The sequence below is a fragment of the Pseudocolwellia agarivorans genome, assembly GCF_002000085.1.
Lineage (GTDB): Bacteria > Pseudomonadota > Gammaproteobacteria > Enterobacterales > Alteromonadaceae > Pseudocolwellia > Pseudocolwellia agarivorans.
In genome coordinates this window covers 94092-120173 of record NZ_MUZU01000003.1, presented here as the reverse complement: position 1 = coordinate 120173, position 26082 = coordinate 94092, and the positions used below count along the sequence as shown (strand labels likewise).

The window sequence follows — 26082 nt, the reverse complement described above, 5'->3', positions numbered from 1 at the left end:
TGGATTGATCAAAATAATTGGCGAGGAAACCTCTGGTGCACTTTCTTTCAGAGGTCCAGAGAGTGATGTCAAAGAAACTACTTTTCGAGAAGTTACGGTAGAGGAGTTAAATGAAAAACTTATTCGTTTTAAAGATGTTGGTGAATCAATTACCTATTGGGATGGTAGAACTCGACTATCGGTTGCTGGTGTTCAAGATAAACTTAATTTATTGGAAATAGACGGAAAGCTTGGTTTTGGTGAAGGCGAATTATGCTCTAACAAAATTGTTAAGTTTGAAACAGGTAAAGCACCATTCATTGCGGTAAATGAACTATTCACCATGTTACTTGCTGGAGAGGCTGGCATTAATGTCCCTTCTGTTGAACTGCGTACATATGGTGGTGTGAGAGCCTTTGTTATTGAGCGTTTTGATAGACGTGTTGTGCCTGAAGGAAACAGAGTATTACGCCGACATGTTATTGATGGCTGCCAAGCGACTAACCTTCCTCCATCTTATAAATATGAGCGTCAATATGGTGATGAAGGGGATGGTATTTATATTCGGGATGGTGCTTCGTTCCCAAAATTATTTGCAGTTGAAACCACTAACTCTACAGCTTATCAGGCCCAACTTGTTCGTTGGATGACGTTTAATATTTTAGTACGTAACTATGATGCACATGGTAAAAACATAAGTTTTTTTGTAGGTAAGCAAGGATTAGAGCTAGCACCTTTTTATGATCTTGTGAATATAGAGGCGATTATTCGAGAAATAGAAAAGTCAAAAATCGGCGTCAGACATGCTCAAAACATCGGGATCCCACAACACTATGCGATGTCAATTGGAGAGTGTGATACTGGAACTGCAGGTAACTTTAACTCTCCCATTTCAGCGTATATGTTAGCCGACTTTGCTGATGAGTTTAAAATATCATTATCTCGCATGCAATTACTGATGAGCCAAGTGGTAAAGTCAGTACGCAACGGAGTAAACATAGCGAAAGGTAAGGCATTAGAACAAGGCTTATCAGTAGTAGAAATAGAGCATATCGATTTATGTATTGAAATTATCAATGAAGCCGCTGAAGAGATAAATAAAGAAATTGAAGAGTTACCTTCTATGAAGGAATTTTTTGAATAATTAACTTTAGAATATCGAATAATTATCTCTCAAAAACAAAAAAAGGCACTTACAATAGTTAACTATTATAAGTGCCTTTTTTAATGCTTTATTTTTCTAGAATTTAACTTTGGCGGTTAAACCCACTTGTCTTCCTCTTGGTAAAAATACCATGTGAGCTCTAGAAAAGAAGCGGAAGTCGCCCGGATCAACGTAGCGGAAAATGTTACCTGCGGTATCGTCATCAAGTAGGTTTTTCGCCCAAAGGGTTACTTCGTAGCTGTCGTTTTCAACTCCTGCTCTTAAGTTAACTTTAAAGCTGTCGCCGGTTTCTTGTAGGTTATGTACTTGTGCGTAACGAGACGATGCATAAATACCGTCTAATTTGGCTTTAAAGTTCCAGCTGTCAGAAATAGGTGCGTTATAAGCGGCACTCACTACACCGGTATTTTTAGATACTCTTGGAATTTCAAAGCCTACTAAGCTTTCATCACCCAAAGTGGTGCCTTGATCTACGTCGGTTCCTTCAGTAATTTCTGTATCTGCTAATGCATAAGAGGCACTTAAAGTGAGACTATCTGTTAGGTAATAAGAAAATGAAGCTTCAAGCCCTCTAATTTCAGACTCACCAATATTTTGTACTACAGTGACTTGTACTTGGTCAGGTTGCCCTTGGCGTAATACGACTACTTGGCTTAGTTGTTGGTCGCTTAAGTCAAGCGCGTATAATGCTAAGTTGAAAATACCTTTTTCGAACGAGTATTTCATTCCGGCTTCATATTGAATAACAACTTCTTCATCAAAGCTTAATAGTGGGGCTTCGTCAGGGTTGTTTTGATCTATTCCTGCGTTGAATCCACCTGCTTTGTGTCCGCGAGCAACGTTACCATATACAAATAGGTCTTCGCTAACATGGTATGCAGCCGTTAAACGAAAGTCTGCGCCGTCAAAGGTTTCTGTTAGTTTTTCGCCATCAGGTCCTGCGGTAGCTGTTAATGTATTTACATCTTCTTTATAAATACCTACTTCTGCAGTAATGCTAAAGTCGTCAGTAAATTTATATTCAGCTAAACCAAACAGTTTAATTTCTTCGTTTTCTGTTGAGCCGTCAAATTCTAAGTCGGGTGCGGTAAGTTCTCGGTCGATGGTTTCTAACTGTTCGTTATAAAAGAATACTCCACCTAAAACGCTTAAGTTGTCGGTAATATCACCGTAAATTCTAAGTTCATGTGAAAAGTAGTCACGTTCTGATATATCTTGTGAGGTCCAATCGGCAGGAAATGAACCAAAAGGGTTGCTTACAAATACATCGGAGTATGATTGGTTGGTTACTATTTCTGTTTCTTCTGAGGTATATCCCCATAACCATTGTGCGTCAAAGTTATCTGATAATGCGTAAGTTGCATCACCGGTGATACGTTTAACTTCGCGATCTAAGCCTGCTCTGAAATCCCATTGTGCTGGTCTACCACCGAAGAAGGTTGTTGTGTTTTCACCTTTATCAATTGAGGTGGCAATATTCGTGAAATCAGGTACTGATACTTCGCCACAAAAAAATGAGCGAATAACATTAGGACAAGCTGTTCCTCCTGCTGGAACACTATTATTATAAGTTGAGTCGTATAGGTACCCTGCAAATTGTCCGTCTTCGTCTTTTGAATAAAAAGCTCTAATGTTTAGTTCAAGGTCGTCGCTTGCTAGAATATTTAATGAGCCATGCAGGGCTGTTGTACTTTCTTCGCCTACATCTCTTGCGCCTGCTGTTTTTTCACTTCTGTTTTCATATTCACCGTCGTAGCTATAAATACGACCACCAAAAGAACCTTTTACGTTTTCTGATAGCGGGCCTGAAATATTACCACTAATATCTTGATGACCATGTTGGCCAACACTGCCGGTAAAATTACCGCTAAATTCATCGCTTGGTGTTTTAGTAATGTAGTTAATAACACCACCGTAAGTGGAACGACCGTATAAGGCAGATTGAGGGCCTTTAAGTACTTCTACTCGTTGCACGTTGTCTAAAATAGATGAAATAATACCAGTACGTATGAATACGCCATCGATAAATAAACCAACAGGTTGAGGTGTTTCAGGTCTTAAGTTTGAAATACCACGTATTACCGGTCGCTCTGAATTTCGGCCAAAGTCACCACTTATTTGTAGCCCTGGTGTTAAGTCAGCAATGTCGCGAGCATCACTTAATCCTGAGTCGGCTATGTCGGAGGCAGAAAATGCAGAGATTGAAAGGGGTGTGTCTTGTAGAAATTCTTCTTTTTTTCGACCGGTTACGGTAATTTTTTCTATTTGCTCTGTTGCTGACTCTTCCGAAGAAATTTCTTCAGCACTTACGCAATGAACCGTTGTTAATAACGCTAAACTTATCCCTGTAGCCAGTCTTTTTCTTATAAAATTCATAGGTCTACCTTTTCATGTTTAATTTGTACGTACAAATTGTGGTGGTTGTTTTTTTAATCAATCTAACACTGTATACAATCAACTAATACTGTAAAAGTTTAATGTAATTGATAAATGTCAAAATTTCGTACGTAACTTACCGTATCTGTATACAGAAGATGTTAGTACCTATTCCACTCATAAATTGACGGTGTTTACTGGTTGAAATAAAGCATTCACAGCGAGGTTAGTGCAGCCAGTTATTCTGAGTATAGACATAGATTTAAAAAAGTGGTGATGATGTAATTTTTTTACTTAATGGTATTTATTTATGTGGTAGGCATGATGCTAAGATCAGGTCTTTTAATCTATGAGAGGATTAAGTTATGAAGTCTGCCATTCAAGTGTATTGCAGACTTCATAAGTTGGAGTAAATATATTAATGACTGAGTGGGTAAATACGGATGTTGTCTTGTAGGTTAACTGATAAAACTTCAGCAGCTTTTGCGCTAATAGCCACCGTACCATTAAGTAATATATGTACAGGAATATAAGTTACTTTAAAGTTGTCTATTGCTGTGTTGCATACTAAACAATGTGTTGATGCTTCTTCGCTTTCGGTAAACTCAGCAACGGTTACTATTTTGCTATTTTTTATGGTGTCTACATTTTCTATGTAGGCATGTACTGTTGGGCCTGCATCAAAAATATCTACAAAATTTTCATACCTAAAACCTTCGTTGAGTAACATTTGTAAAGCGGGCTTTCCTTGATTATGTGGTTTTCCAATAACGGCTTTAGCGTCTTGCGGTAACAGGTCAATATAAATTGGGTATTCCGGCATTAGATCGGCAATAAACTGGTTGTTTGTTGTTGCGCATAAGTAATCAGCATGATCGTATGACATGCCGCCAAAGAAGTGTTTACCTACACTTTCCCAAAATGGAGATATGGCTTTTTCGTCTGACCAACCACGTAATTCAGCAATAAGACGCGATCCGAATAATTCGCTAAATTGTGCAATAAGCATGTAGCGACATTTGGCGATAAGTTTACCGTAGCCATGTCCACGATAGTCAGGATCTAAAATTAAGGTACCTATTTCAGTATCGCCAGTAAATTCGTTAACTACGTGTAGTGTTTTAGAAGGAACTTTGTTGTTTGTTTCAAAAGAGTGTTTATAGCGAGACAGTATTTGAAAAGTATAAAAAGGTGATTCTTTACCTATATTGCTATAAACACCCGCAGTGCCCATTATCTCTTTAGTTTCTGTGTTTTCTAATACCATTAAGTAAGCGTTTTCATCTTCTTTACTAACATTCATAGAAAAAGCGCTATTAGAAGCATGTATTTTATTGAGTAGCACGGCTCGGTCAGGTGGGAAAGTTGTCATGCCCGGTGCTACTTTTTGTGCAAGTTGAAACAATCTATCTAAATCGTTTAGTGATACGGGCCTAATTACAATCATAAATACCTCTAACGTTAGTGAATACAGGGCTTACCCGTAACCAATCAAAATATGTATTTCAGAGCATCTGAATGGTTACGGGTATATATCAATCCTACACCTAGGTCTTTATTCAATAATTAGAATAAAGAGTAGTGATTTAGCCTTGGATAATTATTTATCTATGGTGGTATTGTAAGAGAGTAGTTAGGTAACAAATAGTTAATAAATGTGGTTATTTGTTGTGATGATTGAACATAATTGTAGGGTGGATTAGCAACTTGCTAAATGGATATAATTTAACTTCAGTAGAAATATTAGTTTTTTAAATCTTACAATACTGGAGCTTTGTTTTATTGATATTTTAGGTTAATTAAAGGTTCTGTACTCATTTTATTGAGAATACTTATTTTTCTAATATACCCGTCACCATTCAAGGAGTATTTTGAAATATATATCTTGATTGGTGACAGGATTAAATGGGTATTAAACTGATATCACCATTCTAGGTATAGCACCTTCGCTATTATCTATTTGAGGTGTACAGAGTAATATTCGACCCGTTTCTATTTGTTTATCTTGTACTACGCTCGCTTTGAACGCTCTTTCACGTTCATCACCTATTGTTTTCAGTGCTTTTATATCAGCTTCCGATAATTTGTGTTTAGCAGGTAAACCAATATCTGAAGGAGTGCTGATGGCACAAATTTTTACGCGGGTGTTCTTTTGATCTTTCATTACGGCAATAAATTGTTTTATGTATTCAGCCTGTTTTTCGTTAGGAGTGACTTGTTTAGGTTCATAAGGTAAATCTTCAAAGCGTAATTTTAATATAAACTCTCCGGCCGTCATTGCGACAGATACTATATTTGCGTAAGGAACAAAGGTTGTCATTAAGTAATCTTGAGTTGCTGACATTACGGCTTTTTTAGTTATAAGCGCAATAAAACTACTAATACCAAACGAAGGTGAAGATGTTTTACCTGACAGTGGTACATCGAGTATTAAGTCGCCGTTACCGTCTTTAAGCATACCTAAAGCTACGTTAAACGGTATGCCTACTTGGTCTTTTACTAAATTTGTTTCGTGGTTGTTGGCAGCTGCAGTTTCAAGACCATTAATGTTAATGCTTACATCACCATCTATATCGTCATCTATTAAAGTAACATCAAGTTTTGTATTGAGTTGACCACTTTTTAATTCAAGTTTTAAGGCGTCTTTCATGTAGGTTGAAACATCAGGTAATGATAGTTCGTTTAAATCACCTTTAATGTGATAGGTTTTTTTCTTTGCGAAAGGCTGAATAAAACCGTTAAAGGCGAAGTTTGCATATTCGTTACTACGACCTTTTAATGTTATAGGTGTTTTAGCTTCTGTGCTTTCTTGTAAGTTGCTAAGTTTACCCATAGTAAGTTCATCAATCATGAAGCTGCGTTTATAAATGGGATTAACACTATTATCAATAAAGTCGATTTGGTTTTTATTAATGATATTGAAAGCGTTTACGCTAATGTAAAACGGCTTTTGAGTGGTTGTTTCAGGCGTTGCCGTTTCAGGTACTTTAGGAGAGCTTGTAGCCGTATCTTGCGTTTGTGCGGTTTGCTCAACTTCCTGAACTGCTTCACTTTCTGTTTCTTTCGCTGGAGTTAAAGTAACAAGGTTCGCTAAGGCTTTTTCTTTATTTAAAATAATATGGCTTGTGATGCTATCAATATTAATTTCGTTGATTGACAGTGCTTCGGCTGAGCCTGCTATATCACTTATATTAATATTATTAATTGTTGCAACTGGTGGTAATTCGTTTGTCGTGTTTTGAGAAAAAAGTAATTGGTTTAGATCAAGCGATTCAATAAATACTGATGGCGCTAATGTTAAGTCACTTTCTGACACTGCAGATAATTTAGGCGTAATGTTATTAACGTTAAGTTGTGCGAACGATAGTATTTGTTGTGATTTGTCGTTTTCGCTTTTTTCATTATGACTTGGCAAAGCTTCAACTAAAGCATTTTTTAAGGTGAGTTGGGCTGTACCTGTGATAGCTTTTAACTGATTTTTTTCAAGCTCGTTGTTAGCAATGTTCATTGAAAAATCATTCATGCTATAAACTAAATTTTCTAAACTAATGTTTTGTTCTTTAGTACTTGTGATCACATTTTCAGTACTTAACTCGGCTTGTTTAACCGTAATATCCATACCTTGTGAGGTGATTTTTACGTTTTGATTACTTGAAAATGAAAACAAACCGTCAAGTGATTCAACAGGTTCTATTAAATGTTTTATGTTGTTAAGTGAATACTTACTTACTATTAACTTACTGCTTATATCGCCTTCATTATTCTGTAAATTGAACTCACTGGTTAGCTTGATAGCTGCCTTATCAAATAAAGCGTTGAGTTTAAGGTTAGCCGATTGTTGCGCTTGGCTTGCGTTAATATTACTGATCAGTAGTTCTTTAATATCGAAAGCATGTGGTGAACCGTTTAACAAAATATCGATGGTGGTATTAGATAAGACTAAGTTATCTAGTTGCACTTGGTAAGGTGATGGTTCTGTGGGTGTGCTTTTTTTATTTTTTTCGGTGGCTTCTTCTATTTCAGGTTTGGTTTGCGGATCTAACTCGGCACTTTTAGGGGTAAGGTTTACGCCTGCTACCCATAAATCGTCGTTAGTTTTTTCAACATTAACAACGACACCCTTGATAGAGAATTCTTCTAATTTAATGATATCAAAAGGGATTTTGTGTAGCGCAAGTTGTAAAGCTAACTGTTCAGCTTTTAACACCGGACTGTTGTCTTTTAATAGCGCTAAATCAGCAACGGTAATACGTGTTAAAAACGGATTAAAGCTGATTGTAGAATCAGACGAAAGTGTTAACCCGTATTCAGCCAAAGGCTCTTTCGCAAAATGTTTAATAATAGGTGAAGAAAGCACCCAAATTAAACAGTAAAGCGCAAATATAAAAGCAAGTATTGTAAATAGTATGCGTTTATAAAGAGGTAATGATTTTGATGGCATGAAAGCTATCCTTGGCTGATTGAATAAAGGGCTTGGGAACGTTAATTTTATCAAAGGCGATGTTAAATAGCTTTAGTCTTTTAAATAAAAACTAGAGTTAAAAGGAAACAAATTGTTTAAAACAGTTCGGGGTATTTACGTTGGTAACGGGGGAGCATGGTTTGATTACCCACTAAACCACCTTGATGAATATAAAAGGTGGGAATAGTTGAGTTATTGTTTGATGCGTAGTTATTTGATAAGTAATCAAGTAAGCAATGCCAACCTATGGGATCGTAAAGTAAGTCAAACTCAATACCGGTTTCTTTAAGTAGATGTTGCCATAACAAGTAGTGATTTTTATTGAGCTGTCCAAAGTGAAATTTTTTGCGGCTAGAAATGATGGTTGGCCATTGCGTTTGATCAGGATTTAGTTGATTGAATTGTTTTTTTAGGTAGACATCATCACCAACACACGCACAGGTTAATACCTTAATGGGCTGGTTGTTTTCTTTAAACCACGTTTGTAAAAATAACGCGGTAGTGCCTGTACCTGAAGGTAACATAACTTGTGCTTGGTTAGTTTTTGCAAAAGTATCTTTTTCAAAAAGCTTATGAGTATTGCAATAGTCAGCTATTTCTTTTGCTAAAGTATAAACACCTAGGCTGGCGTGACAACTTCGACCACCTTCGGGGATAAATAATGAGGTTTCAGGTAAGGTTTCAGCATACTGATGCATATAGCCATCAAGGTTATTTGAGTCGGTAAGTAAGGAGCTATCAACCACTATAATTTTTGCGCCTAAAGCTAATGCTTGTCCGTAATTACCTAAGGTAGAATCCTTTAACCAATCAGGAATGCGGCTAACATAATAATCAAGCTGCCAACCTTTTAAGTGGGCTAGTGCCGCTAGAGAATATAAAGAGTTGGCTTGAATTGAACCATAGCTAACGAGTTTAGTTATGCTTGTTGAGTTGTGCTCAAGGTAATAAGCAAATTTACGCGCTTTATTACCTGAGAAATGTGGGTTAAGTAAGTCGTCTCGTTTTATATAAATGCTGTGGTTATCAAGGCTGATTTTTTCAATAGGCGATTTTGATAAAGCAGCACTGACTTTCATATTAAGCTTTTGAACCACCTGCACATGCAGGCGATAGCGCTGCTTTTTGTTCTTTTTCTTCCCATTCTTTTGGGGTAAACGTATGTAATGCTAACGCATGTATTTCGTTGGCAAGTTCATAGGCTAATAAGGCGTTTATTTTGCGGTGTCTGCCAATAAGTCGCAAGCCTTCAAAGGCGTCGGTTACGATAACAACTCTGAAGTGACTTGTAGTAGAACTACCACCATGATTATGACTTTCATTTTCAATTTCTAAAAAGAGTGGAGAGAATTCAGATTGTAGTTTTTCGCGTAAAGTATTTTCAATAGTCATAAGTTAAAACCAGTAGTAATGATGGGGCTATTATGACAGTTTGTTTTGGTTGGGGCAAAGAGAGTGCAAAATAGTCAGGCCATTATATTTACGCTAATATGCTAGTTATTATTGAACACTTCATTAATTTAGGGCACTCCATGCTAAATAAAGTTTTATTGTTATTGGTTATTTTATTTTCTCATACCTCATTCGCGTTTACTTTTAGCATTGTTAAAGATCCTGATTTAGGGGTAATGAAAAACTTTAAAGCTAGCCAGTTGTGTGCTGTTGCTGAAAATACACAACACTATTTAAATACTTATGCTGAAGATACCTTTGCGGTAAAAGTAGGGCATGTATTTGAAGATAAAATATCACTACAGCAAGTTAAAGATACCTTAACGTTTATTTGCGACACGTATCGTGATGATGTGAGAGCTAAAAGACAAAGTCGATTACATAATATTGAGTTTTTAAAACAGCATTTTACTTTTTATCGCTGGATGCCGGATGTTAAAACAGCGAAAGCTATCGCACAAAAAAGTAATAATGAAGTTAAATCGCGGTTGTTGAATAACATTCCTAATGATCAGATATTTTTAACTAAATACTACACTAAAACATTATCAGCGAGTCCCGTAAAAACGGCAGAGTTTAATCAAGCTTTGTATGCTTTACCTTATGATGAAAAGGGACTTTCGCTTGAACAAGCCGATGAGAACAAAGCGCTAACACGATTTAAATATACTCGACAAGAGGTTATTGCGGGCGCGTTATTAAAAAATAATTTAGCTAAACCTTTGGTATGGATAAGCGAAGAGTCGTTACACGATGTGTTATTGCAGGGCACAGGTGTGCTGACGGTAAATAACGAAATACGTTATTTTAATGTGCATCGTAATAATGGCATTGCTTACGATTATAGTATAGGTAAAAGAGAGCAAGCGCGTTATTGGTACTTTGCTGAGGTACCTAGCATTATGGGGTACGGGAAAACATTGGCGAGTAAAATTGCAGTTAAACCTCATGTAACCTTTGCTGGCAATGTTAAAGAGTTGGGTTTAGGAAAGCTTTTTTTAGTGAGCTTTATTCAAGAAGGTGAGCAGGTAAGTAGAATGGGCGTTTTAGCGGATCAAGGTGGAGCATTTGACAATAATCTATTTCAGTTAGATTTATTGGTTGATAGCTATAAAGGTTGGGAAGATTACCATCAGGCTAATAAAACCATGCCTGATTATGCTCAAGCATGGTTATTGATTAGAAAGTAAGAAAAGCGTGCTTTACTTTAAAGTGCGCCTATTAATTCGGGCTGTTGTATATTAGGTTTTAGAATAGATAGTGTATCTGTAAATTGTGAAAGGGTTTTTTCTTTCTGTTCTGCCGTTGAAGGGTTATAACCCAGGGGAGCATTTACTAGTATTTGTCTAATTTGCTTGTCGTCATCATTAGTAATGGCTTGGCTTAAATGCTCAAGGATAGTAGTGACATCATCCCACGGTATAGACTTTTCATTTGCCGTTAATATACGTTCGTGGGACGTTTGTTGGGCATGATCATCAATCAGTAACTCTTCGTAAAGTTTTTCTCCTGGTCTTAGGCCACTGTATTCAATAGCAATGTCTCCCATAGGATTATCATCATTTTTGATAGTAAATCCCATTAAGTGAGTCATTTTATGGGCTAAATCTACAATTTTTACAGGTTCACCCATGTCTAAAACAAAGACATCGCCGCCTTTTCCCATGGCTCCTGCTTGGATAACTAATTGAGCAGCTTCAGGTATGGTCATAAAGTATCGGATAATATCTGGATGAGTAATGGTGATAGGACCACCACGCTCAATTTGTTTTTTAAATAAAGGCACAACGGAACCTGAAGAGCCAAGTACATTACCGAAGCGAACCATAGCAAAACGTGTTTCTTTTTGTTTGTTTGCAAGACCTTGTAACACCAGTTCAGCCATACGCTTGGTGGCACCCATTACATTAGTGGGTCTAACAGCTTTGTCTGTTGAAATAAGCACGAAGGTTTCTACTTTACTCGCGACAGCTGCTTTTGCTATAGCATAAGTACCAAAAATATTATTACTAACACCAGAAATAACATTACCTTCAACCATAGGTACATGCTTATAAGCAGCAGCATGATATATAGTTTGAACGTGTTGTTGCACGAAAATAGATTTCATTAAGGTGTCATTTTGTACATTACCAATAAGCGGAATTATTTCTAAAGGGTTATTCGTTTCTGCAAGAAATTCTGTCAGTTCTTGATGAATTTCATACAAAAAAGCTTCACTGATATCTAGCAAAACCAATTTTTTAGGTGCATTTAATAGTATTTGTCGGCAAAGTTCTTTACCTATTGAGCCGCCGGCACCCGACACCATAACCACTTTGTTAGTCACGTTGGCCGAGAGTAATTCAGGAACGGGGTCAACGGACTTTCTACCTAATAATTCTTTAACAGATACTTCACGTAACTGATCAATACTTCGTTTGCCTGAGACTATATCTGACATGGTGGGTACTGTAAGTAGCTCAAGCGCATGAGGTTCTAAGGCGGCAACAATTTCTTTAAGTCGATGTGGATCAACATTAGACACAGCAATAAGGACTTTAAATTTGCCAAATCGTTTAAGTAAGTTACCTATTTTGTTATGAGAATATACATGTAAGCCTAAAACATTTCGGTTTTGATAGCGTGTTTTTTCATCAATAAACGCAAGAGGTTGATATTTTTTTCCTAGCGTTAAGGCGTTAACAAGCTCTCGGCCTGTTGTGCTTGCTCCGTAGATAACAACGCCTTCGCGTTCGTTAAAAAGCTTTTTCTCGAAGATAATGCCAAATAAAGCGCGAATGCTGGTAATTTGTAAAATAGCGAGTACAAAAAATACGATAGGTACAGAGCGAGGAATAAATGCATCAAAAATGTAACCAGCAAGATAAAAAATAGTGGTAGTACAAATTAATATAATAAAGATTTTCAGAAATGCTTTAGCATTAAAGTAGCGTACAACGGATCGATAGACATCGAAATAGGTAAAAAGTAAGAGTGTAGATAAGGTAATAGTTAGGTATACAAAAAGTTCAGATAACGTGAATGCAGTATTATTAAGGCCCATTCGTATAAAGTAAGCCAAAAAGAACGCAATGGATAACGCTAAAAGGTCAAAACCAACCCCCATAATAAGTTTTAAATAACTTGGAATGAGATCTATTTTTCTGATCATGATACAACGCCTTTTTTATTGTTTTTATTAGTAAAATAGGACATCCGTGTAACACTATAGTAACAATATCTTCACAATTTTTTATGGCGTTGTCATGCTTTTTTTTCATATAAAAAAGTTAAAGGCATACTATTTGATCGAACACTTGGGTTAATGTTTTGCAAGTCTTTGATATTTCTTCTTTTTTTAGTGTTGGGTGCACGAGGAACATCAATGAGTTCTCGCCAAGGTTTTGAGCATTTTTAAGCGGATTTTTAGGTAAATATGATGTATTTTCAAAAGCTTTCTCTCTATAGACCTCTGAACAACTGCCTGAAAAACATGGAACGCCTTGTGCTGTTATAGCGTTGATAATTTTATCTCGATTCCATGAGCGAGGTAAATTTTCAGGGTTTATTGTGACGTAACATTTATAAAAAGCGTGTTCGATATAATCAGGTATTTGAGGCACATTAATAAAGTTATAATTTTGGCAAACATTGAATATGTCTTTAGCGTATTGTGTTCTAATTTTTGTCCATTGCGGCATGCGTTTCACTTGTATGCGTCCAATGGTTGATTGCATTTCTGTTAAGCGCCAATTGGTACCAAAAGATTCATGTAACCATCGATATCCTGGAGGATGTTCGGTTTCGTATACAGCTTGATACGATTTTCCGTGATCTTTAAAAGCCCAAGCTTTACGCCATAATTTTTCATTATTCGTTGTAAGCATGCCTCCTTCGCCACCAGTCGTCATTATTTTGTCTTGGCAGAAAGACCAAGCACCGATATGCCCAATACTACCAACAGAACGGCCTTTATACTTTGCTCCGTGAGCTTGTGCGCAATCTTCAATCACGAAAAGCTTATGTTGCTCGGCTAATGTCATAATGTCGTCCATTTCACATGGCCAACCAGCTAGATGTACACAAATAATAGCTTTGGTTTTGTCGGTTAATACCGTCGAAATTGTTTGAGCGCTAATATTTTGATTATCAAGTTCTACATCTGCAAATACTGGCGTTGCGCCTGCATTTACAATACTACTAATAGAGGCAATGAAGGTTCTTGAAGTAACAATAACTTCATCACCGTGCCCAATATCTAAAGTCTGTAATGCGAGATCTAATGCGAGAGTTCCGTTGGCAAGGGCTACCGCGTATTTACAGTCGGTATAAGCTGCAAATTCGGTTTCAAACTTTCTTCCTTCGTCTCCTGTCCAATAATTTACTTTATTAGAAGCAAGTACCTTAGATACTGCTGTTATTTCTTCTTCTGTAAAATTAGGCCAAGGTGAAAACTCAGTATTTAGCACGATTTATCCTATAAATTATTTTTTGATGGAATAGACTTTTTAAAAACAGCAGGTACACCAGCGTATAGCGAATTTTTTTGTGTTGCTTTAATAATGCTTGAGCCGGCTGCAACTTGTGTATTGGGTGCCAGTGTAATGCTTTCTATAACGGATGCTCCAATACCAATCCATGAACGCTCACCAACGATGACTCCTCCAGCAATATTAACTCCTGGAGATATATGTACCATAGCTTCTATTGTGCAGTCGTGGTCTATCGTTGCTCCTGTATTAATTATGCAACCGGTTTTAATGGTACTGCCAATGTTGATAACCGATTGGGCAAATACTACAACACCTGCTTCAATAGTTGAATGCGGGCTTACGTAAGCACGGGGATGAATTAAAGAGACAATTTTTGCATTTGCGTTGATCAAGGTGTTTAGCATTTGTTGACGAAGTTTGTTGTTGCCAAAGGCCACAATAAAATCAGCGTTATCAAGGTAACGAGTATATTTATCTATTTTGCCAATAATGTCCCAAATGCTATTGTTTTTACGTTCAGGGAAGCTGTCGTCTAAAAAGTATATTTCTTGATATGTATTTATTTGTTGTGCGCAATCAGCAACAACTCTTCCGTGGCCACCTGCACCTATGATAATTAATGTACTCATATTTAATCCTTAGCCTTTAAACTTAGTCATAGTTGCTTCGCCAGATGCATTGATATCTGCTTGAGCAAAAACCTTTTTAATTGTCATAAAAATAATTTTAATGTCTAGCCAAAAAGTTCGGTTGTCCACATACCATACATCGAATGCAAACTTTTCTTCCCAAGAAAGGGTGTTACGTCCGTTTACTTGTGCCCAACCAGTGATGCCGGGTTTTACGTTATGCCTACGAGCTTGTTCTGTTGTGTATAAGGGAAGATATTCAACTAGTAAAGGACGAGGCCCTACAATACTCATATCGCCTTTTAATACACTCCACAACCCAGGTAATTCATCAATACTGGTATTGCGTATAAATTTACCGAATGGCGTTAAACGTTCACTGTCTGGTAATAACTCACCCTTATTATCTTTCATATCGTTCATTGAACGAAATTTATACATGTTAAATACTTGGTTATTCAATCCGGGCCTAGGTTGTTTAAATAAAACAGGACGGCATTTGAGGCTAAATAATATGATCGCGGTAAAAAGTATCACAGGGAATAATAAAGATAAGGTTATTAATGAAATAATAATGTCCATGGCTCTTTTGATCATAATTAATACCTAATATTTTGTTTTTATTGTTATTTGTTTGTCGGTGCATGTTTACAATGAGTCAAACTATCGTGTAATCGGTTATTCATCCGCATCTTGATATGGCATCAGTATAGTACTTAGTAATACATGAATAAAAAAGCTTTTTGAGTGTAGCTTTTATTTTAGTCATACCAATCTCACTAATTAAACTGGTATGATTAATTTATTTTGTAAATTTATTCAGAGGACGCTTGGAAACTGTTGATACACTTATAGTTGGTGCAGGTGTTGTTGGTTTGGCTATAGCAGCTCAGCTGAGTAAAACTTTATCTAATGTATTAATTATTGATAAAAATACTTCTTTTGGTGAAGAAACCAGTAGTCGTAATAGCGAAGTGATTCATGCCGGTATTTACTACCCTGAAAATACACTAAAAACCAAATTTTGTGTTGAAGGTAAAGAGTTGCTTTATCAATATTGTACGAATCGCAATATATCCTTTTCTCGTATCGGTAAACTTATTGTCGCAACTGACAATGAGCAAGATAGTTTACTTAGTGATATTTTATGTAAAGCAAAAGCGAATCATGTTTCAGATTTAAAAATATTAAGTCGTAGAGAGGTTAATAATTTAGAGCCTCAAGTAAAATCGACTTCAGCATTATATTCACCCTCAACAGGTATTATTGATTCACATAGTTTTATGCAAAGTTTGCTTGCTGAAGCAGAGGCTAATGGCGCATTATTTTCACCACTGACCGAACTCATGAATGTTGAAGTGATCAAAAATGGTTTTATAGTGAAGGTGAGTTGTCAGGGAGAAACTTTTATATTTCAATGTAGAAATTTAATTAATAGTGGAGGCTTACATGCTGATAAAATTGCCAGATGTATTCGTTCATTATCTGAAAAGTTTATCCCTAACGTTAATTTTTGCCGAGGGCATTACTTTTCGTATTCAGGCGTAAGTCCATTCAAGCATTTAATTTATCCTGTACCGTCTGAAAATGGCTTAGGTATTCATGCAACAATTGATATGTCAGGGCAATTAAAGTTTGGCCCAGATACCGAGTTTATTAACGGGATAGATTACACTGTTCCTGAATTATTAAAAGGCAAGTTTGTACGAGCAATACAAAACTACTTCCCTTTAATTGATGGAAGTAAATTACAGCCTGACTATGCGGGTATTCGACCTAAATTAAATAAAAATCAGTTTAATGACTTTATCATTCAAGATGAAACTAAACACGGTATTAAAGGTTTGGTTAATTTGTTTGGTATCGAATCTCCGGGACTTACGGCAAGTTTAGCGATAGCTAATTTGGTCAATAAAGCATTAGAAATTTAAGGTAAATATTTTGAATAAAATTAAGGTAAATGAAAAATTAATAACACCTTCAAAAATCGTATGTATAGGAAGGAATTATGTAGAACATATTGCTGAGTTAGGTAATGAAATACCAGAAAATATGGTGGTATTTACTAAGCCTAACTCATCGATTAGTAGCACCTTAATTTCAGTACATGATGAGCCATTACATTATGAAGGAGAAATTTGCTTTATATATGAAAAAGGGGCATTTACTGCTATAGGTTTTGGCTTAGATCTAACTAAACGTAAATTACAGACTCGCTTGAAAGAAAAAGGTTTACCTTGGGAGCGAGCTAAGTCGTTTGATGGCGCGGCAGTTTTTAGTGAGTTTATCCTGATTGAGGATATGCGGAGTAATTACGAAGTTCAACTCACAATAAATAATGTATTAACTCAACAAGGAGATGTTAGTTTAATGATGTATTCTCCTGCAGAAATATTAGCAGAGTTACAATCATTTATGACTTTAGAAGATGGTGATGTTGTTATGACTGGAACCCCAAAAGGGGTTGGAGTGATTAACGCAAAAGATTGCTTTGCTGGAAGCATAATTCACGAAGGTAAAACCTTAGTCAGTCATACTTGGGTTGCTTGTTAGGGTTAACGCTTCACTGAGCTAAAAGGTATTGTAATTCTTCTTCGTATTTTTTTTGTTTAGATTCTGTGAAGCCTACGTGAGAGCTAACAAGTAGCCCCGCTTTGTTATATATATAACTGCTCGGCATACCTTTTAGTTTGTACTTTTTGGCTATTTTACCTTTAGGATCATAGATGATCGGAAAGTTTGCGGAGACTTTGCTTAAAAATTCAGCAGCTAAAGCCCTTTCATTATCAACATTTACACTTATAATTTTTAAGTTTTCGTATTTTTGTTGTATTTCATTCATCCAAGGAAATGATTTACGACATGGACCGCACCAAGAGGCCCAAAAATCAACATAAATGACACTTCCTTTATGTTGCTGTAATAGTTGCTGTAACTCTTCAGATGGGGGGTGAGCAAAGCTATTGCTTGTTAGGCTAATAAGAATAAAACATGAAAAAATAACGCGTCTAAACATAATTAATTTCGCCTAAAATTTATTTCACTAATGACATTTTCTTATTTAACCATGGGGTGGTATGAATGAGAAGTCTCATTTACAAATTGGAATATGAACTTCCCTGTATTTTTAGTAAAATAGCGCTAAGTTTTCCTGGATAAGATCTTATATGAAGTTTTTTGTATTAACATTACCTGTAGTCGTATCACTGACGCTTAGTTTTACTGCTTTATCAGCTGAAAATCCTAAAGTAAATGAATTAACAGAGCATCAGCAGTGGCTCAAAAATAAGTTCAATGAACAGCATAATAATTTAATTCCTATCGTTGCTGTGGCAGATATTTTATTTGCGTGCAATAACGCCAATAATAATGCCTATGGTAAATATACTTTAGATACACTTATCACAAAAATGAGTAAGGAAAGATTAGCTGAGAAGCTTGAGAGTTGCTTGGGAGGAGAGTTAGTAAGCTCTGATACGGCTATTAATTATGGTCTATTAGGATGTTTTCATGGTCAGCTAGATGATTTACCTGAAGATAAAAAAGTAGAAAGAATGAAATTGGTGAAAAAAGCTATTTCTTCTTTATCTAAAGAAGAACGAAAAAAAAGCTTTACTCAATGTGTAACTGATCAGTCTATCAGTTATTTGAAATAGTACAGAATTAGGTAACATAGGCACTTATTTTGATTTTTTATCTCGATTAAACGAGCTAGGTAAAATATCTACGCCAACCATTTTGCCTACTTTTATAAGTATTGGTATGGTAATAGGTGCGAAAGGTAAAACCGCAAATACGCCTAACCCTAAGCCTTTTAATATATCTATGAATTGTTTATTCGCGTTTATCATCTCTTCGGGAGTGGCTTGTTTTCGAGTGTACTTTTTGTACGTACTTAGCATTTCTTTAGTTTCAGCCTTTTCCTGAGAAAGTGCTAATTTGAGTCCTACCATTTGGCGTTTTAGTTTAGAATGGGTTCGCCTTTTACTGATAGATATTACGCGAACAGGCGCTCTGACAAAATGGATCCATACTTTCATAAAAATCTCGTAATATTAAAGGACTGTCGATGCGTATTATAGCGAAGATAGGAGTATAGGTGATTGCTAGTTATAAATTAAAAAGAGCTTAAAATTAAGCTCTTTTATCATGATTTTATTTTTTATCATCAAAGTTTGTTTCAGCGTAAAGTCTATTTTTATGCTTAAGTAGTTTATCGACATACCTCGCCATTTTTATTTTTTGTTTAATTGAGGTTTCGAGTATTTCTTCAACTTCTCGCAAAACATCTTTAATATTTTCAACTTTTTCAGGTGAATTAACAATAGCTTGTTTTTGAGAAGGTTCATTGCTTTCTAAAACATTATTATTAATAGAACCTGTAAGCTCCACTTCCATTTCAATAGCAACTTCATTAATAGCTTTATCATCAATACATGAAAGCTCTTCGAGGAAACCAAAAAGTAATAAACGATCTACAAAAATATTGATTTTTCGAGGTACGCCTAAGGTTTTTGCATGAATAATCTCAAAAGCCGACTCAGAGAATACATTTTCTTTAGTGCAGCCTGCTTGTTGAAGTCGATGATTGATATACTCTTTAACTTCTTCGGTTGTTAATGGTTTTAAATGGGCTGAAGCAATAATGCGTTGCCTGAATTGCTCCATTGATGGCGCCTGTATAATTCCTTTTAATTCTTCTTGCCCTAATAAAAAGCTTTGAATTAGTGGTTTGTTGTCTAATTGAAAATTAGACAACATTCTTAATTCTTCTACAGTTTCAAGTGGTAAGTTTTGTGCTTCATCCACTAACAGTAATGCTTTTTTACCTTGTTGATGTAGAGAGATTAAAAATTTTTCAATGGCTTGAAGCAATTCTGCTTTGCTGTTTCCGTTAGTCTGTATATTAAACTCTGAGATAACCAGTTCTAATAATTCTTGGGGATTAAGCTTAGTCGTGACGAGTTGCGCGGCAACAATTTTAGAATCTTTAATATTGTTTAATAGGTTACGAGCAAGTGTAGACTTACCTGTCCCTATTGGACCTGTAATAACAATAAAGCCTTCGCCTTGATCTAATCCGTACTGTAGATAAGACATTGCACGTTGATGGTGATTAGATGCAAAGAAGAAACGCGGATCAGGACTAAGCTGAAAAGGGCGTTCTTTAAATCCATAATAACTTTCGTACATACTGCTATAAAACCTTTTTCAATTCTAAACTTATACGATTTTCTTTATATACAAATACTGCAGGATCTGATGCTCTATTTAAATGGCTTATATTTATATCAAATGAAAGTGTTTTGTTGAGCTCTCTTTTGTAGTTGATCTTGTAATATCTATATTGACTATTTTGCTCGCGAGGTAAATTAATAAAGTTATTCGTTTCTGTATATGAAGCAGATGCTTCTATTGTCGAATAACCACTTATCTTTCTAGATATTGAAAAGTCAGCATTCTGTCGTAAACCTTCAACGTTAGTAGAAAGGTTTAAACGTTCATTGCGCTGAAGGCTTAATCTAAAGGTTGTACGACTTAATGCTAAAGATGAAATCCAATTTAGTCTTTTATTTAAAGAAAAATTATCATCTTCAACTAGTTTTAGGCTAGGTATAACTCTTAATGAATTATCGTCTAACGGGTTTGTATTATTGATAAAACACTGATCGTAAGTAAAGTTATCTATGTCTTGTGGACAAAGAAAAAAACCTTCATTATCGATTTCAAAGCTATCTCTAGTGAATGTTTGAATTGATTCATCGTAAATTATTGTATTAGTTAATCGCTTGTTTTTATGAGTTAAATTTAGATTGTAGCTATCGCCATAAAAACGTTGAGAAATATTAGCGTTTAAAGTGGTTCTTCTCGATGGCTGCCAATTAATACTAATGTCGTAGTAATTATCTTTTTGTTCGTTATCTGTTAATTTACTTTTGTTTAAAGGGATATTGTACGATAGGTCTACTATCAAACGTGGTGTCAATAACCAGCGTAGACCAGCACCATACGAATTTGATTCTATCTGCTGGTTAGAAGCTAAATTACCAGAGTTATCTTCATCATAATAACGTATAAAGGGATTAAGTTTGTAAGGTGTGATCAAACCTATTTTAGTTTCACTTTGATATGATCGGCTTGTACGGTTGTTATTTTCCCGTTCATTATAGTTATTGGATAAGTCCCAGAATATATAACGACTATTATTACCATTTCTTGAATTAAGTGTTGCAGTATAGCCATCCTGTTCAGAGATGTTATCTTCTGATCTTGTCGTGTTATATACCAAAGTCGATGATAAATTGTATTGGCTATTGCTAATGTTATAACTCAAACCACTTGAGTATCGTTCCACCTGAACTGTATCCCCTGATACTATATCAGCGTAAACATTAGCAGAAGTATTACGAGGGCTGTTTTGTATTGATGCTGAGCCTACTAAAGATATACCATTTGGCCATAATTGAATATTAAAGTCGCCATCCAAAGAAATGAAGCTATCATTAAGGGCGCTATCATGACTATAAGAGGCATAGAATGATTCAAGATCAATATTATATGAAGCATACTGAGCAATATATGTTGAACTTAAACTTAAGCCGGTTTGATTAACAAACGTAGAATTTTTATTTTGGTTGTTAAAGTTAATATTATCGGAATAAGTTTCATTAATTTTTATAGCAGGATCAAAAGTCCACTCATTAGCTTGCACTAATGAGTGCGTAGATAATAAAACTATACTTAATAAATATTTATGCTTTCGAACCATATCCATAGCCATAGTAGCCATACATATCCTTATGGGATTTTATTGCTTTATTTAAAACTAAACCTAAAGCTAAATCATCACTTAAGTTTTCAGTAGCTTTTTGAATGTCAGAGAGTTGAGTTTTGGATTCTTCAACTACAACTATTGCTTGCCCCATTAAGTTGGCGAGCACAAGAGTTTCGGTTACGCCGATTAATGGAGGGCAATCAAAAATCACTATTCTATCAGGGTAGCGCTCTGCTAATTCTTTCGCTAGTGATTCCATTTTATCGCTTGCTAATAATTCGTTTGATAAATGGTGAGGTTCACCGGCTGGTATAATTTTTAACTTATCAATATTTGTATTATAAATTATATCAGCTATCCCCGCCTTTTCTCCTAATAAATATTCAATTAATCCGGGAACATTGCCCACTCCTAGCTCTCTATTGATACTAGGTCTTAATACATCCGCATCTATTAAAAGAACTGTTTTATCTTGCTCTAAGGCGATGCTGAGTGCAAGATTTATTGAAACAAATGTTTTCCCTTCATTAGGCTTTGAGCTACTTACCATTACAAGGTTACTGTTATCTAATGTTTTAGAAGCGGCACCAAAAGCATTATTTAATAATTTACGTTTTATTTGTCTGAATTCGTCTTTGATGCTTTGTCTCGAACCTGAATCAATAAGATAGCCGCGCTCAGCTAAAGATACTTTATCTATTTTTAAATCTTCTGATATTTGATTCTTAATATGTTCAGAAGGTGTTTGAATTATATTTTCTTGAGCAGATACTTCAACTTTAGATGTATCTGTACTATTTTGTTTAGCTAAAGCTTTTTCTATAGTACTCATAATTTAAAAAATCCTTCTTAACGGTGCTTTAATTGCTTCAGGATATAAAGCGTAAGCTAGAAAAGCAGCTAATAATATCAGTAATAGTATATTTGATATGATAAATATCAGCGTTTTCTTTTTATGCCATTTCTGCAACCCTAAATGTTCGGATGCTGAAACCACACCAAAAATAGGGATACCCGTTAACCTTGATACTTGAGAGCCTGAAGTTACCACAGGATTTATTTGACTCACCAAGAGAGATAAAGCTGTTCCAGCACCAAGCCCTAAAAATAACATTACTATAGTAAGTAAGATGCGTTTTGGCCCTGTTGGTTCTGCAGGTGCTCGCGGGGGTTCAATGACATTAAACTTTATTTTACTATTAGAGTCGTCAGCTTGTTTAGCTAGTTGAGCTGTTTCTCTACGTGTTAATAATTCTTCATACTTTTCTTTGGTGATGTTGTAACCTCGATTAAGGGCTACTAACTCAGCCTCTATTTCGGGAAGAATATGTATTTTGCTTTCTAAATCAGCTACTTCCTTTCTATAGTTTTCAGCTCTAACAGTAAATGAAGCAACTTGATTTTCTAGTTGATTTATTTGCATTAAAATCCCTTGAGTAACAGGGCTTTGACTTAATGAGTAATTAGCATTTTCATCAGTAGATGTTTCTAAATACTTATCAATCTCATCACTTCGTTGCTTTTTAAGGTGTGCTAGTCTGTTTTTAATTTCAATAATATCAGGATGCTTCTCTGTATATCTAACAAGTAAACTGTCTAATGATGTTTCTAATTCGGTTATGCGCTCATCATAAGTTGTTTCAATTGAATTATTATTTTTTATACTGTCAGGAGCTTGACTTTTTTCGGTGTTTTTATCGGGTAACTGAGCTTTTGCTGATTTTAATTGCGTTTGAGTTTCAAGAAGTCCAAGCTCAATACCTTTTAATTGTTCTTTCGCAACGGTCAGTTTTTGGTAATATCCACCATATTGGTTAGGTAAAACGTCGTTATATTTTTGTTTAAAATCAGTTAGTCTATTTTCTGCTGCTAATAGTCTACTTTCATATTCATTAATCTGAGTTGTTAAGAATTTTTGTGCAGAATCAGAATCGTTTCTATTTTCACCTATCGTTGTTTCGATAAATACAGTAAGCACTGCTTGAACAACATCTCTGGCCATTTCGGGATCTTTGTCTTCAAAAGAAATTTTGAAGATATTCTGACGTTTCCCCCCCGTTTTTTTAATGATTATATCTTCTTTTAGGCTATCGATGAGCAATTCATATTCTTTATCGTTTTTAACTCGTACATCAAAATCAGTCATACGAGTGATACGCTCTAAGTTTGAACGACTTAGTAAGGTTTTAACCATTAATTGAATTTGGGCTTCTGTATTAGTTTCAACAGTTATACCTTTTAATAATGGTCCTAAAATAGATTGCGTATCTGCAAAAACGATAGCTTCGGATTCATATACATCATCTAGCTGAGCAATAAACAACCATCCAATAGGACAGATAATCCAAGTAGATATCATTAGATATCTACGTTTTATCCATATACCTTTCAAATAATCCAATACTTGTTCAATTATTTCTTGCATTCCCTACCTCTAAAAATATGGGATAAAATATTACAATAAAATTTAAATTTTATTCGTTATAACTATATTTAAAACCACGTTTCAGGGATTACAATAATATCGCCAGGTAACACATCAACATTAGCCGATATCTCACCGTTTTTAATTAAATCTTCAATTAAAACTTGATATTGTTTTTGTTCGCCATTTTCTACTCTAACCAATAAAGCGCCATTACCATTTGCAAACTCTGTTAATCCGCCTACACCAATCATAACATCGAGCAAAGTCATGTGTTGTTTATAATTTATTGCACGAGGAGATGTAGCTTCGCCAATAACGCGTATCTGCTCGCTAAAAGGACCATTAAATTCGTTAACAGTAACAGTAACTACAGGCTCTTTAACATAAGTGCTTAAAACATTTTCTATCGTTCTAGCTAACTCTGTAGGTGTTTTGCCTGAAACTTTAATATCTTCAACTAATGAAGTCGTTATCATACCGTCAGGTCTAACAGTAAATGTGCCAGATACTTCAGGCTCTCGCCAAACAAATATGTTAACAACATCACCTGCACCAATTAAATATTTGTAAGATGATACATCTACCGTGGTAGATGAGTGTACTGTAGCCGATGGTAGCGTATTATGAGAACTACAGCCCAATAGAAACTGGGCTGAGCATATCAAAATAGTAAGTATAAATTGTTTAATCCAGCGATTTTCCATGGTGGTAACCTTTATTGTCAAAATTAAAAGAGATATATATTTTTATGATTGTATTTTATTTTTGGTCGCGATGCACATTATTTAATTGATGTTAAATAATTAATTATATTGATACTATAAGCTTATTAGTATCTTTACATTTGTAATGGTATGAATTCTAATATGCACCAGTTTCAAAGCATTATAAGCATATTTCATAAGGGAATGTTAATTTCATATGTCTAGTCCTAAGTTTCAAGATCTGTCTATGGGTAGTAAAACAATAGTATTAGTGGAATTGCTTTTATTTGCAGGTGCGTTGTTAATTACTGTATATATTAATGATCTATTTAATTTCATTAGTAATATAAATACTCCTATTAATACTCTTTTCGTGTATTCCTTTGTTTTTGCTTTGGTTATTCAACTTTCTTCACTAGCTTTAGGCTTGTATGACTCTAAACTTCGAGAGAATTTCCGAGGAGTGGCCAGACGTCAATTAGTTGCTGTTGCTATAGGTTTCTTTATCGTTACCTTAATTAATCCTTTTTATGGGATTAAATCTTTACCTATTGATATTTTAGCAATGTCATCATTGATGAGTTTAGTGTTAGGTTGTAGCTTTCGTTATATCACTTTAAAACTAGATTTTTTTGGTTTTAATAAAAGAAAAATATTAGTTTTAGGTGCTGGAGAAAGAGCGTCTATTATTGAAAAAAGAATGAGAAGAGATGTTGATCGACAGGGTTTTCATGTTCATGGCTTTATTGTGATGGAAGGTGATTTAGATGCCGGTGTTGTAAATGAAAATCGCATTGACTTTGATGGCTCTTTAGTAAATTACGCATTAGAACACGGAATAGATGAAATTGTAGTCGCGAGTGATGAACGACGAAATAACTTACCTGTTGATGAACTGTTTGCTTGTAAAATTCGTGGTGTTGAAATTACTGAAATTTTAGATTTCATTGAAAGAGAAACGGGGCAAATAGCCGTTAATCTTATTTATCCAAGCTGGGTTATATACTCGAATGGTTTTTCATCGGCTAACCATTTAAGAAATACTTTAGATTGGTTTTTTAATGCGAGTATGGCATTTACTCTTCTTTTGATTACATGGCCCGTCATGCTAATTACTACGATTCTAATTAAACTTGATGAAGGATTAAAGGCGCCTGTTTTTTATTTTCAAGAACGAGTTGGTTTAGATGGTAAAGCCTTCAATATTATTAAATTTAGAAGTATGCGTATTGATGCTGAGAAAGATGGCGCACAAATGGCGCAACTAAATGATGATCGTACAACTAAAATTGGAAAGTTCATTCGTAAATATAGAATTGATGAGTTACCCCAAATATATAATGTTATTTTAGGCGATATGGGATTTGTTGGGCCTAGGCCAGAAAGACCTGAGTTTGTACAGCAATTAATTAAAAATATACCTTACTACAATGAAAGGCACAATGTAAAACCAGGCCTTACAGGTTGGGCACAATTAAAGTACCCATATGGTTCTACAGAAAAAGATTCTTTAGAAAAGCTGAAATACGATCTTTATTATATAAAACATAGAAGCTTTTTATTAGATTTATTGATTTTGATAAGAACAGTCGAAATAGTCTTATTTGGTAAGGGTCGATAATTTTAGTTTTTGTACG

At 35.2% G+C, this 26082-nt stretch carries 22 protein-coding genes; 6 read left to right on the top strand and 16 right to left on the bottom strand.

The features are described 5' to 3' along the window. Positions 1-4 precede the first annotated feature (4 nt). Positions 5-1123: a HipA domain-containing protein gene (locus B0X80_RS06195; RefSeq protein WP_245825404.1), complete on the top strand. Its 1119-nt coding sequence runs from the start codon at positions 5-7 to the stop codon at positions 1121-1123. Positions 1124-1219: 96 nt separating this feature from the next. Here B0X80_RS06195 and B0X80_RS06190 read toward each other — a convergent pair whose 3' ends face one another. The 5 genes from B0X80_RS06190 to B0X80_RS06170 all read right to left on the bottom strand — a co-directional run bounded on the left by B0X80_RS06190 (position 1220) and on the right by B0X80_RS06170 (position 9374). Beyond that, positions 1220-3520: a TonB-dependent receptor gene (locus tag B0X80_RS06190; protein ID WP_077338979.1), complete on the bottom strand. Its 2301-nt coding sequence runs from the start codon at positions 3518-3520 to the stop codon at positions 1220-1222. Between the two features lie 418 nt (positions 3521-3938). Beyond that, the gene (locus tag B0X80_RS06185) at positions 3939-4967 is read right to left on the bottom strand and encodes an arginine N-succinyltransferase (protein ID WP_077338978.1); all 1029 of its coding nucleotides are present in this window, start codon (positions 4965-4967) and stop codon (positions 3939-3941) included. 465 nt (positions 4968-5432) lie between these two features. Then, positions 5433-7961 carry a DUF748 domain-containing protein gene (locus B0X80_RS06180; RefSeq protein WP_077338977.1) on the bottom strand — a complete coding sequence of 843 codons (2529 nt, stop codon included), beginning with the start codon at positions 7959-7961 and terminating at the stop codon, positions 5433-5435. Positions 7962-8077: 116 nt separating this feature from the next. After that, positions 8078-9061: a pyridoxal-phosphate dependent enzyme gene (locus B0X80_RS06175; RefSeq protein ID WP_077338976.1), complete on the bottom strand. Its 984-nt coding sequence runs from the start codon at positions 9059-9061 to the stop codon at positions 8078-8080. Position 9062: 1 nt separating this feature from the next. Next, entirely contained in the window at positions 9063-9374 is a 312-nt protein-coding gene (locus B0X80_RS06170; protein WP_077338975.1) for a BolA family protein, read from the bottom strand. 140 nt (positions 9375-9514) lie between these two features. Here B0X80_RS06170 and B0X80_RS06165 point away from each other — a divergent pair, with 140 nt between their 5' ends. Continuing rightward, a complete protein-coding gene (locus tag B0X80_RS06165; protein ID WP_077338974.1) occupies positions 9515-10624 on the top strand; it encodes an MltA domain-containing protein in 1110 nt (369 codons plus the stop codon). Between the two features lie 17 nt (positions 10625-10641). Here B0X80_RS06165 and B0X80_RS06160 read toward each other — a convergent pair whose 3' ends face one another. The 4 genes from B0X80_RS06160 to B0X80_RS06145 form a co-directional block, all read right to left on the bottom strand. Further along, positions 10642-12588 (bottom strand): polysaccharide biosynthesis protein, encoded by a 1947-nt coding sequence (locus B0X80_RS06160; RefSeq protein ID WP_077338973.1) that lies wholly within the window; start codon positions 12586-12588, stop codon positions 10642-10644. A 118-nt stretch (positions 12589-12706) separates the two neighbouring features. Further along, positions 12707-13885 (bottom strand): DegT/DnrJ/EryC1/StrS family aminotransferase, encoded by a 1179-nt coding sequence (locus tag B0X80_RS06155; protein ID WP_077338972.1) that lies wholly within the window; start codon positions 13883-13885, stop codon positions 12707-12709. An 8-nt stretch (positions 13886-13893) separates the two neighbouring features. Beyond that, on the bottom strand, positions 13894-14538 hold the full coding sequence (locus B0X80_RS06150; protein WP_077338971.1) for an acetyltransferase: 645 nt from the start codon (positions 14536-14538) through the stop codon (positions 13894-13896). A gap of 9 nt (positions 14539-14547) precedes the next feature. Further along, the gene (locus B0X80_RS06145; protein ID WP_077338970.1) at positions 14548-15135 is read right to left on the bottom strand and encodes a sugar transferase; all 588 of its coding nucleotides are present in this window, start codon (positions 15133-15135) and stop codon (positions 14548-14550) included. 233 nt (positions 15136-15368) lie between these two features. Between B0X80_RS06145 and B0X80_RS06140 the strand changes: the two genes are divergently transcribed. Next, on the top strand, positions 15369-16469 hold the full coding sequence (locus tag B0X80_RS06140; protein ID WP_077338969.1) for an NAD(P)/FAD-dependent oxidoreductase: 1101 nt from the start codon (positions 15369-15371) through the stop codon (positions 16467-16469). A gap of 10 nt (positions 16470-16479) precedes the next feature. Further along, complete coding sequence (locus B0X80_RS06135) at positions 16480-17091, top strand: fumarylacetoacetate hydrolase family protein (protein ID WP_077338968.1); 612 nt, start codon at positions 16480-16482, stop codon at positions 17089-17091. A 10-nt stretch (positions 17092-17101) separates the two neighbouring features. Here B0X80_RS06135 and B0X80_RS06130 read toward each other — a convergent pair whose 3' ends face one another. Continuing rightward, positions 17102-17554, bottom strand: a complete 453-nt coding sequence (locus tag B0X80_RS06130) for a TlpA family protein disulfide reductase (protein ID WP_077338967.1) — start codon at positions 17552-17554, stop codon at positions 17102-17104. Positions 17555-17705: 151 nt separating this feature from the next. Between B0X80_RS06130 and B0X80_RS06125 the strand changes: the two genes are divergently transcribed. Further along, a complete protein-coding gene (locus B0X80_RS06125) occupies positions 17706-18194 on the top strand; it encodes a hypothetical protein (protein WP_077338966.1) in 489 nt (162 codons plus the stop codon). 24 nt (positions 18195-18218) lie between these two features. Here B0X80_RS06125 and B0X80_RS06120 read toward each other — a convergent pair whose 3' ends face one another. The 6 genes from B0X80_RS06120 to B0X80_RS06095 form a co-directional block, all read right to left on the bottom strand. Next, positions 18219-18578, bottom strand: a complete 360-nt coding sequence (locus B0X80_RS06120; protein ID WP_077338965.1) for a hypothetical protein — start codon at positions 18576-18578, stop codon at positions 18219-18221. A 115-nt stretch (positions 18579-18693) separates the two neighbouring features. Then, the gene (locus tag B0X80_RS06115) at positions 18694-19731 is read right to left on the bottom strand and encodes an XrtA/PEP-CTERM system-associated ATPase (protein ID WP_076417727.1); all 1038 of its coding nucleotides are present in this window, start codon (positions 19729-19731) and stop codon (positions 18694-18696) included. 4 nt (positions 19732-19735) lie between these two features. After that, positions 19736-21328 carry a TIGR03016 family PEP-CTERM system-associated outer membrane protein gene (locus tag B0X80_RS06110; protein WP_077338964.1) on the bottom strand — a complete coding sequence of 531 codons (1593 nt, stop codon included), beginning with the start codon at positions 21326-21328 and terminating at the stop codon, positions 19736-19738. Beyond that, complete coding sequence (locus B0X80_RS06105; RefSeq protein ID WP_077338963.1) at positions 21291-22145, bottom strand: XrtA-associated tyrosine autokinase; 855 nt, start codon at positions 22143-22145, stop codon at positions 21291-21293. Before B0X80_RS06105 ends, B0X80_RS06110 begins: the two co-directional genes overlap by 38 nt. 3 nt (positions 22146-22148) lie before the next feature. Continuing rightward, the gene (locus B0X80_RS06100) at positions 22149-23738 is read right to left on the bottom strand and encodes an XrtA system polysaccharide chain length determinant (protein WP_077338962.1); all 1590 of its coding nucleotides are present in this window, start codon (positions 23736-23738) and stop codon (positions 22149-22151) included. 68 nt (positions 23739-23806) lie between these two features. Continuing rightward, positions 23807-24445: an XrtA/PEP-CTERM system exopolysaccharide export protein gene (locus B0X80_RS06095; RefSeq protein ID WP_077338961.1), complete on the bottom strand. Its 639-nt coding sequence runs from the start codon at positions 24443-24445 to the stop codon at positions 23807-23809. A 217-nt stretch (positions 24446-24662) separates the two neighbouring features. Between B0X80_RS06095 and B0X80_RS06090 the strand changes: the two genes are divergently transcribed. After that, positions 24663-26066: a TIGR03013 family XrtA/PEP-CTERM system glycosyltransferase gene (locus B0X80_RS06090; protein ID WP_077338960.1), complete on the top strand. Its 1404-nt coding sequence runs from the start codon at positions 24663-24665 to the stop codon at positions 26064-26066. Positions 26067-26082: the final 16 nt, after the last annotated feature.

What these genes read in the sequence shown, in the direction of transcription:
- B0X80_RS06190 (WP_077338979.1), bottom strand. Translation starts at nt 3,520, where the DNA reads ATGAATTTTATAAGAAAAAGACTGGCTACAGGGATAAGTTTAGCGTTA.
- B0X80_RS06185 (WP_077338978.1), bottom strand. Translation starts at nt 4,967, where the DNA reads ATGATTGTAATTAGGCCCGTATCACTAAACGATTTAGATAGATTGTTT.
- B0X80_RS06180 (WP_077338977.1), bottom strand. Translation starts at nt 7,961, where the DNA reads ATGCCATCAAAATCATTACCTCTTTATAAACGCATACTATTTACAATA.
- B0X80_RS06175 (WP_077338976.1), bottom strand. Translation starts at nt 9,061, where the DNA reads ATGAAAGTCAGTGCTGCTTTATCAAAATCGCCTATTGAAAAAATCAGC.
- B0X80_RS06170 (WP_077338975.1), bottom strand. Translation starts at nt 9,374, where the DNA reads ATGACTATTGAAAATACTTTACGCGAAAAACTACAATCTGAATTCTCT.
- B0X80_RS06165 (WP_077338974.1), top strand. Translation starts at nt 9,515, where the DNA reads ATGCTAAATAAAGTTTTATTGTTATTGGTTATTTTATTTTCTCATACC.
- B0X80_RS06160 (WP_077338973.1), bottom strand. Translation starts at nt 12,588, where the DNA reads ATGATCAGAAAAATAGATCTCATTCCAAGTTATTTAAAACTTATTATG.
- B0X80_RS06150 (WP_077338971.1), bottom strand. Translation starts at nt 14,538, where the DNA reads ATGAGTACATTAATTATCATAGGTGCAGGTGGCCACGGAAGAGTTGTT.
- B0X80_RS06145 (WP_077338970.1), bottom strand. Translation starts at nt 15,135, where the DNA reads ATGATCAAAAGAGCCATGGACATTATTATTTCATTAATAACCTTATCT.
- B0X80_RS06130 (WP_077338967.1), bottom strand. Translation starts at nt 17,554, where the DNA reads ATGTTTAGACGCGTTATTTTTTCATGTTTTATTCTTATTAGCCTAACA.
- B0X80_RS06125 (WP_077338966.1), top strand. Translation starts at nt 17,706, where the DNA reads ATGAAGTTTTTTGTATTAACATTACCTGTAGTCGTATCACTGACGCTT.
- B0X80_RS06120 (WP_077338965.1), bottom strand. Translation starts at nt 18,578, where the DNA reads ATGAAAGTATGGATCCATTTTGTCAGAGCGCCTGTTCGCGTAATATCT.
- B0X80_RS06115 (WP_076417727.1), bottom strand. Translation starts at nt 19,731, where the DNA reads ATGTACGAAAGTTATTATGGATTTAAAGAACGCCCTTTTCAGCTTAGT.
- B0X80_RS06110 (WP_077338964.1), bottom strand. Translation starts at nt 21,328, where the DNA reads ATGGCTACTATGGCTATGGATATGGTTCGAAAGCATAAATATTTATTA.
- B0X80_RS06105 (WP_077338963.1), bottom strand. Translation starts at nt 22,145, where the DNA reads ATGAGTACTATAGAAAAAGCTTTAGCTAAACAAAATAGTACAGATACA.
- B0X80_RS06100 (WP_077338962.1), bottom strand. Translation starts at nt 23,738, where the DNA reads ATGCAAGAAATAATTGAACAAGTATTGGATTATTTGAAAGGTATATGG.
- B0X80_RS06095 (WP_077338961.1), bottom strand. Translation starts at nt 24,445, where the DNA reads ATGGAAAATCGCTGGATTAAACAATTTATACTTACTATTTTGATATGC.
- B0X80_RS06090 (WP_077338960.1), top strand. Translation starts at nt 24,663, where the DNA reads ATGTCTAGTCCTAAGTTTCAAGATCTGTCTATGGGTAGTAAAACAATA.